General features: G+C 73.8%; 10 protein-coding genes. 3 read left to right on the top strand and 7 right to left on the bottom strand.

Annotated features, from left to right (window positions below; genetic code table 11):
• Positions 1-4: 4 nt before the first annotated feature.
• Both ACZ66Z_RS23985 and ACZ66Z_RS23990 read right to left on the bottom strand, forming a co-directional pair.
• Entirely contained in the window at positions 5-2,143 is a 2,139-nt protein-coding gene (locus tag ACZ66Z_RS23985; RefSeq protein WP_469937124.1) for a 3-hydroxyacyl-CoA dehydrogenase NAD-binding domain-containing protein, read from the bottom strand.
• Positions 2,140-3,354 (bottom strand): thiolase family protein, encoded by a 1,215-nt coding sequence (locus tag ACZ66Z_RS23990; RefSeq protein WP_469937126.1) that lies wholly within the window; start codon positions 3,352-3,354, stop codon positions 2,140-2,142. The genes ACZ66Z_RS23985 and ACZ66Z_RS23990 overlap by 4 nt, the downstream gene beginning before the upstream one ends.
• 324 nt (positions 3,355-3,678) lie before the next feature.
• Between ACZ66Z_RS23990 and ACZ66Z_RS23995 the strand changes: the two genes are divergently transcribed.
• Positions 3,679-3,804: a hypothetical protein gene (locus ACZ66Z_RS23995; protein WP_469937128.1), complete on the top strand. Its 126-nt coding sequence runs from the start codon at positions 3,679-3,681 to the stop codon at positions 3,802-3,804.
• A 240-nt stretch (positions 3,805-4,044) separates the two neighbouring features.
• Here ACZ66Z_RS23995 and ACZ66Z_RS24000 read toward each other — a convergent pair whose 3' ends face one another.
• The 3 genes from ACZ66Z_RS24000 to ACZ66Z_RS24010 form a co-directional block, all read right to left on the bottom strand.
• The gene (locus tag ACZ66Z_RS24000; protein ID WP_469937130.1) at positions 4,045-5,328 is read right to left on the bottom strand and encodes an HRDC domain-containing protein; all 1,284 of its coding nucleotides are present in this window, start codon (positions 5,326-5,328) and stop codon (positions 4,045-4,047) included.
• An 80-nt stretch (positions 5,329-5,408) separates the two neighbouring features.
• Complete coding sequence (locus ACZ66Z_RS24005; RefSeq protein ID WP_015037008.1) at positions 5,409-6,074, bottom strand: response regulator transcription factor; 666 nt, start codon at positions 6,072-6,074, stop codon at positions 5,409-5,411.
• A 258-nt stretch (positions 6,075-6,332) separates the two neighbouring features.
• Complete coding sequence (locus ACZ66Z_RS24010; protein ID WP_469937132.1) at positions 6,333-7,025, bottom strand: DUF3000 domain-containing protein; 693 nt, start codon at positions 7,023-7,025, stop codon at positions 6,333-6,335.
• Positions 7,026-7,114: 89 nt separating this feature from the next.
• On the opposite strand from ACZ66Z_RS24010, the gene hemE reads away from it, so the two are divergent.
• Positions 7,115-8,191, top strand: a complete 1,077-nt coding sequence (hemE, locus tag ACZ66Z_RS24015; protein WP_469937134.1) for a uroporphyrinogen decarboxylase — start codon at positions 7,115-7,117, stop codon at positions 8,189-8,191.
• Between the two features lie 144 nt (positions 8,192-8,335).
• On the opposite strand, the gene ACZ66Z_RS24020 is transcribed toward hemE, so the two are convergent.
• Together ACZ66Z_RS24020 and ACZ66Z_RS24025 are read right to left on the bottom strand one after the other, a co-directional pair.
• Positions 8,336-9,709, bottom strand: a complete 1,374-nt coding sequence (locus ACZ66Z_RS24020; RefSeq protein ID WP_469937136.1) for an FAD-dependent oxidoreductase — start codon at positions 9,707-9,709, stop codon at positions 8,336-8,338.
• Positions 9,710-9,718: 9 nt separating this feature from the next.
• The gene (locus ACZ66Z_RS24025; RefSeq protein ID WP_469937138.1) at positions 9,719-10,720 is read right to left on the bottom strand and encodes a DUF4349 domain-containing protein; all 1,002 of its coding nucleotides are present in this window, start codon (positions 10,718-10,720) and stop codon (positions 9,719-9,721) included.
• A gap of 138 nt (positions 10,721-10,858) precedes the next feature.
• On the opposite strand from ACZ66Z_RS24025, the gene hemG reads away from it, so the two are divergent.
• Positions 10,859-12,334, top strand: a complete 1,476-nt coding sequence (gene hemG / locus ACZ66Z_RS24030) for a protoporphyrinogen oxidase (RefSeq protein ID WP_469937140.1) — start codon at positions 10,859-10,861, stop codon at positions 12,332-12,334.
• The last annotated feature ends 5 nt before the right edge of the window (positions 12,335-12,339 follow it).

Genomic DNA, 12,339 nt, shown 5'->3' on the forward strand with positions numbered 1-12,339 from the left:
GGTGTTACGCCGGGACGCTCGCCACGCCCTGCGCCAGGAAACGCTTGCCGTTGACGCGCTCGGAGACGCCCTCGCGGTCCAGGTACGGCGTGATGCCGCCCAGGTGGAAGGGCCAGCCCGCACCGGTGATCAGGCAGAGGTCGATGTCCTGCGCCTCGGCGACGACACCCTCCTCCAGCATGAGGCCGATCTCCTGCGCCACCGCGTCGAGGACGCGGTCGCGGACCTGCTCCTCCGTCAGGACGACGTCGCCCTGCTTCAGGAGCGCGGCGACCTCGGGGTCGAGCTCCGGCTTGAAGCCGTTCTCCGGCTTGTAGACGTAGAAGCCGCGCTTGCCGGCCTCGACGACGGCCTTCAGGTTGGGGGAGACCGTGAAGCGCTCCGGGAAGGCGCGGTTCAGGGTCTCGGAGACGTGCAGGCCGATGGCCGGGCCGACGAGCTCCAGGAGGACCAGCGGGGACATCGGCAGGCCGAGCGGCTCGATCGCCTTCTCCGCCGTCTCGACGGAGGTGCCCTCGTCGATGACGTTCTGGATCTCGCCCATGAAGCGGGTCAGGATGCGGTTCACGACGAACGCCGGGGCGTCCTTGGTGAGGACCGCGGTCTTCTTCAGCTTCTTGGCGACGCCGAAGGCGGTGGCCAGGGAGGCGTCGTCGGTCTGCTCGCCCTTGACGATCTCCAGGAGCGGGAGGACCGCGACGGGGTTGAAGAAGTGGAAGCCGACCACGCGCTCCGGGTGCCGGAGCTTGGACGCCATCTCGGAGACCGACAGCGAGGAGGTGTTGGTGGCGAGGATCGCGTGCGCCGGAGCGACCGCCTCGACCTCCGCGAACACCTTCTGCTTGACGGACATCTCCTCGAACACGGCCTCGATGACGAAGTCCGCGTCCGCGAAGCCCTCGGCCTTGTCCAGGACGCCGGAGACCAGGCCCTTGAGGCGGTTGGCCTTGTCCTGGTTGATGCGGCCCTTGCCGAGCAGCTTGTCGATCTCGGCGTGGACGTAGCCCACGCCCTTGTCGACGCGCTCCTGGTCGATGTCGGTCAGGACGACCGGCACCTCCAGGCGGCGCAGGAAGAGCAGGGCGAGCTGGGAGGCCATCAGACCGGCGCCGACGACGCCGACCTTGGTGACCGGGCGGGCCAGGGACTTGTCCGGGGCGCCGGCCGGGCGCTTGCCGCGCTTCTGCACCAGGTTGAAGGCGTAGATGCCGGAGCGCAGCTCGCCGCCCATGATCAGGTCCGCGAGGGCCCGGTCCTCGGCGTCGAAGCCCTTCTGCAGGTCGCCGTCCTTGGCGGCCTCGATGATCTCGAGGGCGCGGTAGGCGGCCGGGGCGGCGCCGTGCACCTTGGAGTCGGCGATGGCGCGGCCCTTGGCGACGGCCTGGTCCCAGGCCTCGCCGCGGTCGACCTCGGGACGGTCCACGGTGACGTCGCCCTTGAGGACCGAGGCGGTCCAGATCAGCGACTGCTCCAGGAAGTCGGCGCCCTCGAAGATCGCGTCGGCGATGCCGAGCTCGAAGACCTGCTTGCCCTTGAGCTGGCGGTTCTGGTTGAGCGAGTTCTCGATGACGACCGAGACGGCCTTCTCGGCACCGATCAGGTTCGGCAGGATGGCGCAGCCGCCCCAGCCGGGCACCAGGCCGAGGAAGACCTCGGGCAGCGAGAAGGCCGGCAGGGCCTTCGACACGGTGCGGTAGGTGCAGTGCAGACCGACCTCGACGCCGCCGCCCATGGCCGCGCCGTTGTAGTACGCGAAGGTCGGCACGGCGAGCGCGGAGAGGCGCTTGAAGACGTCGTGGCCGCCCTTGCCGATGGCGAGCGCCTCGTCGTGCTTCTTGAGCAGCTCGACGCCCTTGAGGTCGGCGCCGACGGCGAAGATGAACGGCTTGCCGGTGATGCCGACGCCGACGATCTCACCGTTCGCGGCCTCGGCCTCGACCTGGTCGATCGCCGTGTTCAGATTGGCGAGGGACTGCGGGCCGAAGGTGGTCGGCTTGGTGTGGTCGAAGCCGTTGTCCAGCGTGATCAGCGCGAACCGGCCCGCACCGGCGGGCAGTTCGAAGTGCCGTACGTGGGCCGAGGTCACGACCTCGTCCGGGAAGAGCTCGGCGGCGCCCTTCAGAAGCTCGGCGGTGGTGCTCACTTGCCCTCCCAGTGGGGGTTCTCCCAGATGACCGTCGCGCCCATGCCGAAGCCGACGCACATGGTGGTGAGGCCGTAACGGACCTGCGGCTGCTCCTCGAACTGGCGGGCCAGCTGCGTCATCAGACGGACGCCGGAGGAGGCGAGCGGGTGCCCGTAGGCGATGGCGCCGCCGTACTGGTTGACGCGGGCGTCGTCGTCGGCGATGCCGTAGTGCTCCAGGAACGCGAGGACCTGGACCGCGAAGGCCTCGTTGATCTCAAAGAGGTCGATGTCCTCGATGGACAGACCGGCCTTGGCGAGGGCCTTCTCGGTCGCCGGGATCGGGCCGTAGCCCATGACCTCGGGCTCGACGCCGGCGAAGGCGTACGAGACGAGGCGCATCTTGACCGGGAGGTCGTTCTCGCGGGCGAAGTCCTCGGAGGCGATGATCGAGGCGGTGGCGCCGTCGTTGAGACCGGCCGCGTTGCCCGCGGTGACGTTGCCGTGGACGCGGAACGGCGTCTTCAGGTTCGCCAGCGACTCCAGGGTGGTGCCCGGGCGCATCGGCTCGTCGGCGGTGACCAGGCCCCAGCCGGTCTCGCCGGTGGAGGCGTCGGTGCGGCGCACCGAGATCGGCACCAGGTCCTGCTGGATCTTGCCGTCGGCGTACGCCTTGGCGGCCTTCTCCTGCGAGCGCACGGCGTACTCGTCGGCGCGCTGCTTGGTGATGGTGGGGTAGCGGTCGTGCAGGTTCTCGGCGGTCATGCCCATGAAGAGGGCGGACTCGTCGACCAGCTTCTCGCTGACGAACCGCGGGTTCGGGTCGACGCCCTCGCCCATGGGGTGGCGGCCCATGTGCTCGACGCCACCGGCGATGACGGCGTCGTACGCGCCGAAGGCGATCGAACCGGCGACGCTCGTCACGGCCGTGAGGGCGCCGGCGCACATGCGGTCGATGGAGTAGCCCGGCACGGACTGCGGCAGCCCGGCGAGGATGCCCGCCGTGCGGCCGAGGGTCAGGCCCTGGTCGCCGATCTGCGTGGTCGCGGCGATGGCGACCTCGTCGATCTTCGCGGGGTCGAGGCCCGGGTTGCGGCGCAGCAGCTCCCGGATGGCCTTCACGACGAGGTCGTCGGCGCGGGTCTCGTGGTAGATGCCCTTCGGGCCCGCCTTGCCGAACGGGGTGCGGACGCCGTCGACGAAGACGACGTCCCTGACGGTACGAGGCACGATGGCTCTCCTCCAGGGTGCGGGATGGCACTGCTGCTGCGGCCCACGCCTAAGCGTGCGCTTGCTTCCCCCCATGCTACTTGTGAGTAACCAGGCTGCCCACCCCCTGAGGGCCAAGCGGTGAAGGTCACACCGAGGATGCCACCGACACGGCCGAACGCCCCCGGCGCGCGCCCGTCCGATCGAAGTCTCCTGCGACCCGATGGGCCCAGGGCGACGGCCGCGTCGCGGCCGGAGGGCCTCCGACGGACGGAAGGCGGCACCGGCCGGGGCGCGAGGCCCCGGATCGGATTCGTGCCGGGCCCGCCGAGCTACCCGTTCCAGTTGTCCGACTCGAACGGCGACCGGGACGAACCGAACGCCGTCGTGGAATTCATCCCCGACGAGTGCGAGGTGGACATGGTGGCCTTCGTCGGCTGGTCCGCCGCGGTGTTCACCACGGGCCCGTGACGGTCGAGCCGGCCTGCGCGGGGCACTCGGTGGTGTGGGAGACGCAGCACCAGTGGGAGACGCAGCACCAGAACGTGCACAACCTCTCGAAGCACCGGCCCAAGCACCTCAAGGTCGACGGCAAGACCAACGGAGTCTTCGACATGGACACCGCCGGCAACCCCACCCCCGTCCCCCAGGACGGCGGACAGGACGGCGGAGCCCCCGGCCGCACGCGGCCGGGGGCTCCGGAAGCGGGGTTCACGCGCTCGCCGTCAGCGCCTTCACCAGCAGCGGGGTCACCAGTTCGACCTGCCACGGGCGGGCGCCGTGGCCCGTGAGGGCGGCGGCGACCGCGTCCGGGGTGCCCGGGACCGGCGGCTCCCAGCAGACCCGGCGCACGGTGTCCGGGGTGATCAGGTTCTCCTGCGGGAGGTTCAGCTCCTCCGCGAGCGCCGAGACCGCCGCGCGCGCCGCCGCGAGGCGGGCCGCCGCGACCGGGTCCTTGTCCGCCCAGGCGCGCGGCGGGGGCGGCCCCGCCACCTGCTGGCCCGGCTGGGGCAGCTCGCCCTCCGGAAGGGCCCTGGCGCGGTCCACCGCGGCCTGCCACTGCTCCAGCTGGCGCCGGCCCATCCGGTTGCCGAAGCCGGGCAGCGCGGTGAGCGCGGCCACGTTCAGCGGCACCGCGAGCGCCGCCTCCACGATCGCCGTGTCGCTCAGCACCTTGCCGGGGGAGACGTCGCGCCGCTGGGCGACCTTGTCACGGGCCGTCCACAGCTCCCGTACGACCGCCATCTGACGGCGGCGGCGCACCTTGTGCATGCCGGAGGTGCGGCGCCACGGGTCCTTGCGCGGCGGGGCCGGCGGAGCCGAGGCGATCGCGTCGAACTCCTGGTGGGCCCACTCCAGCTTGCCCTGCCGGTCGAGCTCCTTCTCCAGCGCGTCGCGCAGGTCGACGAGGAGCTCGACGTCGAGCGCCGCGTAGCGCAGCCAGGGCTCGGGCAGCGGGCGGGTGGACCAGTCGACCGCGGAGTGGCCCTTCTCCAGGGCGTAGCCGAGGACGGACTCGACCATCGCGCCGAGGCCGACCCGGGGGAAGCCCGCGAGACGGCCGGCCAGCTCGGTGTCGAAGAGCGAGGTGGGGAGCATGCCTATGTCGCGCAGGCACGGGAGGTCCTGGGTCGCGGCGTGCAGGATCCACTCGGTCCCGGCGAGCGCCTCGCCGAGCCCCGAGAGGTCGGGGCAGCCGACGGGGTCGATGAGCGCGGTGCCCGCGCCCTCGCGACGCAGCTGGACGAGGTAGGCGCGCTGGCCGTAGCGGTAGCCGGAGGCGCGCTCGGCGTCCACGGCCACGGGGCCGCTTCCGGCGGCGAACGCGGCGATCACCCCGGCGAGGGCGTCCTCGGTCTCGACGACGGGCGGGATCCCCTCACGGGGCTCCAGCAACGGGATCGGAAGCCCATTCGCAGGGACGTCGTCGTCCGGGGGGCCGCCCCCGGTGGTGCGCAGTGCTGTGTCTGCTGCGGTCTCTTGGGCGTCGGTCACGTGTCAAGGGTATCGGTCGACGGCAAGCGCCTGTCGGCGGAACGTTCCGCCGACAGGCGCCGACCCGTGTCCACCGGCCGTCAGTGGATGATCCCCGTCCGCAGGGCCACCGCGACCATGCCGGCGCGGTCGCCGGTGCCCAGCTTGCGGGCGATGCGGGCGAGGTGGCTCTTGACGGTGAGGGCGGAGAGGCCCATGGAGACGCCGATCGCCTTGTTCGACTGGCCCTCCGCGACGAGCCGCAGCACCTCCACCTCACGGCCGGAGAGCTCGCGGTAGCCGCCCGGGTGGCTCGGGGCACCCGGGGGGCGGCGGTGGCCGAGGCGGGCCGCCGCGGCGCCGATGGGGGCGGCGCCGGGGCGGGTCGGGTGGCCGATGTTGGTGCGGGTGCCGGTGACGACGTAGCCCTTCACGCCGCCCGCCAGGGCGTTGCGCACGGCGCCGATGTCGTCGGCGGCCGAGAGGGCGAGGCCGTTGGGCCAGCCCGCCGCGCGGGTCTCGGACAGCAGGGTCAGACCGCTGCCGTCGGGCAGGTGGACGTCGGCAACGCAGATGTCGCGCGGGTTGCCGACGCGGGGACGGGCCTCCGCGATGGACGAAGCCTCGATCACGTCGCGTACTCCGAGGGCCCACAGGTGGCGGGTCACGGTGGAACGGACGCGCGGATCGGCCACGACGACCATGGCCGTCGGCTTGTTCGGGCGGTAGGCGACCAGGCTTGCGGGCTGCTCGAGGAGAACGGACACCAGGCCTCCTGGGGGGAAGGGTGCGGGACGGAGCCGGCTCGGGGAAGAAGCCGGGGGCGAACCCGTGATGTGAAGGGGTCACTGACTCCTTCGGCAGCCGGGCCGCCCGCCTTTAGGGAAAGATCACGATTTGGTGAGTAACAATTAGGGCGATTCGGACACGTGATCGATCATCCTACGAGCGGGCCCGCCCCCTCACTCCCACGAGGGAGCCCCGGAGCACCCTTCCGAAGGGGGCCGGGAGCCGCGCCGGGACCCTCAGGCCCCCTGCGGCCCCCGGCGCTGGGGCAACGAGACGACCCCCGCACCCGTCACCGTCCCCGCCCCCGGATCCGCCGGCGCGGGCGGCAGCCCCGCGATCTGGCAGAGCAGATCGCACCAGGCCGCCAGGTGCGCCCCCGTGTCCGGCACCCCGCCCAGGCCCTCGCGGGGGGTCCAGGACGCCCGGATCTCGATCTGGGTCGCCGGCCTGCGGTCCGCGAGCCCGCCGAAGTAGTGCGAGCCCGCCATCGTCACGGTCCCGCTCGCCTCCCCGTACGCGAGCCCCCGCGCCTCCATCGCCCCGGTCAGCCAGGACCAGCACACCTCGGGCAGCAGCGGGTCCGCCGCCATCTCGGGCTCCAACTCCGCCCGGACCAGGGTCACCAGGCGGAACGCGCCCTTCCAGGCCTCGTGGCCGTCCGGGTCGTGCAGCAGCACGAGCCGCCCGTCCGCCAGGTCCTCCTCGCCCTCCACGACGGCCGCCTCCACCGCGTACGCGTACGGGGCGAGCCGCTGCGGCGGCCTGGTCGGATCGATCTCGATCTCGGACCGCAGCCTCGCCGACCGCAAGGCCTCCACCGCCCGCCGGAACGCGGGCGGAACCGGATTCGCCTCCGTACTGTCCGCCGTTTCGTCCGTCCCTCGATCGCCGTCGGAATGATCGGAAAAATGTCCCTGAGCCGCAGCCATGCGGGGAAGAGTAGGCGGAACGGGGCCTCTGTGCAGGGAGGACACCCGGCCCGGACGAGCGGCTTCCCGCCACATGCGAAGATTTGGGCGTGAGTGCCATGGACAGCCCGCAGGGCCAGCAGACGAAGCAGCAGTCGCGGACGCACGACTCCGCGTTCCTCAAGGCGTGCCGACGCGAGCCGGTGCCCCACACCCCCGTCTGGTTCATGCGACAGGCCGGGCGCTCCCTCCCCGAGTACCTGAAGGTCCGCGAGGGCATCCGCATGCTCGAGTCGTGCATGCGGCCCGAGCTGGTCACCGAGATCACGCTCCAGCCGGTGCGCCGCCACAAGGTCGACGCCGCCATCTACTTCAGCGACATCGTCGTCCCGCTCAAGGCCATCGGCATCGACCTCGACATCAAGCCCGGCGTCGGCCCGGTCGTCGCCGACCCGATCCGCACCCGCGCCGACCTGGCCCGGCTGCGCGACCTGACCCCCGAGGACGTCCACTACGTCACCGAGGCCATCGGCATGCTCACCGGAGAGCTGGGCGACACCCCGCTCATCGGCTTCGCCGGCGCGCCTTTCACCCTCGCGAGCTACCTCGTCGAGGGCGGCCCGTCCCGCAGCCACGAGCACACCAAGGCGCTCATGTACGGCGACCCGCAGCTCTGGGCCGACCTGCTCGACCGCCTCGCCGAGATCACCTCGGCCTTCCTCAAGGTCCAGATCGAGGCCGGCGCCTCCGCCGTGCAGCTCTTCGACTCCTGGGTCGGCGCCCTCGCCCCGGCCGACTACCGCCGCTCGGTGATGCCGGCCTCCACCAAGGTCTTCGACGCGGTCGCCCCCTACGGCGTCCCGCGCATCCACTTCGGCGTCGGCACGGGCGAGCTGCTCGGCCTCATGGGCGAGGCCGGCGCGGACGTCGTCGGCGTCGACTGGCGCGTCCCGCTCGACGAGGCCGCCCGCCGCGTCGGCCCCGGCAAGGCCCTCCAGGGCAACCTGGACCCGGCCGTGCTCTTCGCCTCGCGCGAGGTCGTGGAGGCCAAGACCGACGAGGTCCTCGACGCCGCGAAGGACCTGGAGGGCCACGTCTTCAACCTGGGCCACGGCGTGATGCCGGCGATGGACCCCGACGCGCTGAGCCGGCTCGTCGAGTACGTGCACACGCGGACGGCCCGCTGAGCGCCGCCCCCGCGCCCCCGTGCGCCGCCGGGACCGGCGGCACACGGGGAACGGACGGTCGTGCCCCGCGACCGGCGGGTGCCGGGCCCCGCGGCCGACGGACGGGCCGCCGCCCGGCACGGACCGGACCCGGTGCCGCCCGGGTCAGCCCGCCGCCCGAACGGCCCCCGCCGCCTTCCGCGCCGCGATCAGCACCGGGTCCCACACCGGCGAGAACGGCGGCGCGTACCCCAGGTCCAGGGCCGTCATCGCCTCCACCGTCATCCCCGCCGTGAGCGCCACCGCCGCGACGTCCACCCGCTTCGCCGCGCCCTCCCGGCCCACGATCTGCACCCCGAGCAGCCGGCCCGTGCGCCGCTCGGCCAGCATCTTCACCGTCATCGGCGCGGCCCCCGGGTAGTAGCCCGCCCGGCTCGTCGACTCGACCGTCACCGTCACGAACCGCAGCCCCACCTCCCGGGCGTCCTTCTCCCGCAGGCCCGTCCGCGCGATCTCCAGGTCGCACACCTTCGACATCGCCGTCCCCACGACGCCCGGGAAGGTCGCGTAACCGCTGCCCACGTTCGCGCCGATCACCTGCCCGTGCTTGTTCGCGTGCGTGCCCAGCGGCACGTGCCGCTCCCGGCCCGAGACCAGGTCGAGGACCTCCACGCAGTCGCCGCCGGCCCAGACGTTCCCGTGGCCCCGGACCCGCATCGACAGATCGGTGAGCAGCCCGCCGTACGCCCCGAGGGGCAGCCCCGCCGCCTTCGCGAGCGAGGTCTCCGGCGCCACGCCCGTGCCCAGCACCACCACGTCCGCCGGGTACTCGTCCGCCTCCGTCGCCACCGCCCGCACCCGGCCGTCCGAGCCCGTCAGGACCTTCGTCACCGGCGCCGAGACGACCGTCCTGATCCCCAGTCCGTCCATCGCCCGGTGCACGAGCCGCCCCATGTCCGGGTCGAGCGTCGCCATCGGCTGCTCGCCCCGGGTCAGGACCGTCACCTCGTAGCCCCGGTTCAGCAGGGCCTCGGCCATCTCCACGCCGATGTAGCCGCCGCCCACCACGACCGCCCGCCGCCCCTCCGTACCGGACAGCGAGTCGATCAGCGCCTGGCCGTCCTCCAGGTCCTGCACCCCGTGCACCCCGGGCGCGTCGATCCCCGGCAGCGGCGGGCGCAGCGGCCGGGCCCCGGTCGCGATCACCAGCTTGTCGAAGCCGGTCCACGCCTCCGTGCCCGCCTCCAGGTCCCGCGCGCGGACCCGCTGCCCCGGGACGTCGATCTCCGTCACCTCGGTCCGCGTCCGCAGGTCGATGTCGCGGGCCCGGTGCTCCTCGGGGGAGCGCGCGATCAGCTCCCCGCGCGCGGCCACGTCCCCGCCGACCCAGTACGGAATGCCGCAGGCCGAGTAGGAGGAGAAGTGCCCGCGCTCGAAGGCGACGATCTCCAGCTCCCCGGGAGACCTGAGCCTGCGTGCCTGCGACGCTGCGGACATGCCCGCCGCGTCGCCGCCGATGATCACCAGTCGTTCGCTCATGGGGAGACGCTACTTCTCGGGGGCCTCCCGGGGCTGCGGGGGCTTCACCGCCTCGGGGGCCACGGCGGCCCCGGCGGCGTTCCGCGGAGCGTCCGGCAGGCCGGGAGCCGGAGGCGCCGGCCGGGGACGGGCCGCGCGGCGCGGCCGGACGAACCGGCGCCACAGGACGAAGACGACCAGGGCGACCGCGAGCCACGGGGCCAGGGCGGTCAGGACGATCCCGATCCAGGCCGCCGCGCCCACCAGCGCGTTCCAGCCGCCGCTCAGGGCGTCCCCGAAGCCGGGACGGCCCTCCTCCGGCTCCTCCGCCGACGCCTTCTCCCGCTCGGAGAGCCGCAGGGTGATCGTCGCCGTCGTCGTCCGGTCCCTCAGCGAGGCCTGCTGGGCGAGCAGCGCCTCCAGGTCCGCCTGACGACGGCTCAGCTCGCCCTCCAGGGTCACCACGTCGGACAGCCTCTCCGCCCGGTCCATCAGGGCCCGCACCCGCGCCACGCTCGCCCGCTGGGTGGCGATCCGGCTCTCCACGTCCACCACCTGGTCGGTGACGTCCTTGGCGTCGGCCTTGCGGCCGAGGAGCTTCCCGGTGCCCGCGAGCTCGGCGAGGACGGAGTCGTACCGCTCCTGCGGCACCCGCAGCACGACCTGCGAGGTGAGGGCGACGTCGTCGACCCGCTCCGTCGACTCGTTCTCCACGTGCCCGCCCGCGTCCGCCGCCACCCGGCGGGCCGTGACCAGGGCCTTCGCCGCGTCCTCCACCTCCACGGAGAGCGAGGCGGTACGGATGACGTGCTGCCCGGCCGGCGTCTTCGCCGCAGGCTTCCCGGCGGCTCCGGCGGCTCCGGCGGCCGAACGGTCCGCGGCGCCCTCGGCCCCCGCGTCGGCGGGCCCCGCCGCAGCCGTGCCCCCCTTGCCGTCCGAGGCCGTGTCCGTGGCGCCCGCGCCGCAGCCGGCCAGGAGCAGTGAGGCCGCCAGCAGGGCCGCGGCCGTCGTTCTCGTCCTTGTTGCCCGCACGAGGATCCCCCCAGGGTGGTGAAGAGTGACGTTCCTTGGACGTACGGCCCCCGGCGGGAGTTGCCCTCCTGCGGTAGCGATGCGGTCACGGTCCGGCCTCGGAACGGGAGCGGGCGGGCGGTTTGAGAGAGTGGTGCCATGAATGCGGACACCACGGGACAGCACGCCGGGCCCCACGTCGTCGTCGCCGGAGGCGGGATCGCCGGACTCGCCGCCGCCCACCGGCTGGCCCTCGCCGGCCACCGGGTGACCCTCCTCGAAGCGGACGGCCGGATCGGCGGCAAGCTCCTCGCCGGGGAGATCGCGGGCGCGCCCGTCGACCTCGGTGCCGAGTCCCTGCTCGCCCGCCGCCCCGAGGCCGTCGCCCTCGCCCGGGCCGTCGGTCTCGGCGACCGGCTCCAGGCCCCCGCGACGACCACCGCGTCCGTCTGGTCCCGGGGCGCTCTCGTCCCCATGCCCAAGGGGCACGTCATGGGCGTCCCCGGCGCCCCCGCCGCCGTCGAGGGCCTCCTCTCGGCGGAGGGCGTGCGCCGCGTCGGCGGCGACGTGGAGCTGCCGCCCACCGAGATCGGCGAGGACGTCGCCATCGGCGCGTACGTCGCCGCGCGCATGGGCCACGAGGTCGTGGACCGGCTCGTCGAACCCCTCCTCGGCGGGGTCTACGCCGGTGACGCCCACCGCATCTCCATGAAGGCCGCCGTCCCCGCCCTCTTCGAGGCCGCCCGCGTCCACCCCACGCTCACCGCCGCCGTCCACGCCGTCCAGCGGGCCGGCGCCGCCACCCCCACCGACGCGGCGGGCGCCGCCACCGGCCTGGGCGGCGCCGCCTTCCTCGGCATCGCGGGCGGCATCGGCACCCTTCCCGGCGCGGTCGCCGACGCGATCCGCGCGGCGGGCGGCGAGATCCTCACCGGCACGCCCGTCGAGGCCCTGGTCCGCACCGGCGCCACCGGCTGGCGGGTGGTCACCCCGCACCGGACCCTCGACGCCGACGCCGTCGTCCTCGCCACCCCCGCCGGCGCCACCGCCGGGCTCCTCGGCGGGCACGCCCCGGCCGCCGCCGCCGAGCTCGACGCGATCGACTACGCCTCCATGGCCCTGGTCACCCTCGCCTTCCGCCGCTCCGACGTGCCCGCCCTGCCGGGCTCCGGGTTCCTCGTGCCCCCCGTCGACGGCCACACCATCAAGGCCTCCACGTTCTCCGGCCGGAAGTGGCAGTGGGTCTCCGACGGCGCCCCCGACCTGTTCGTGCTGCGCACCTCCGTCGGCCGCCACGGCGAGGAGGCGCAGGTCCACCGCGAGGACTCCGACCTCGTCGACGCCTCCCTCAAGGACCTCGCCGCCGCCACCGGACTCTCCGCCCGCCCGGTCGCCGGCACGGTCACCCGCTGGATCGGCGGCCTGCCCCAGTACCCGGTCGGCCACCTCGCCCGCGTCGCCCGCGTCCGCGCGGCCGTCGCCGCCCTCCCCGGGCTGCGGCTCGCGGGCGCCGCGTACGACGGCGTCGGCATCCCCGCCTGCGTCGCCTCGGCACACCGGGCCGCGGACGAGATCGCCGACGAGATCACCGCCACGTCGGGAACGGGGCACCCCGGTGCGGGGCACTCCTCGTGACGGGC

Source organism: Streptomyces sp. NPDC107498 (assembly GCF_055582805.1).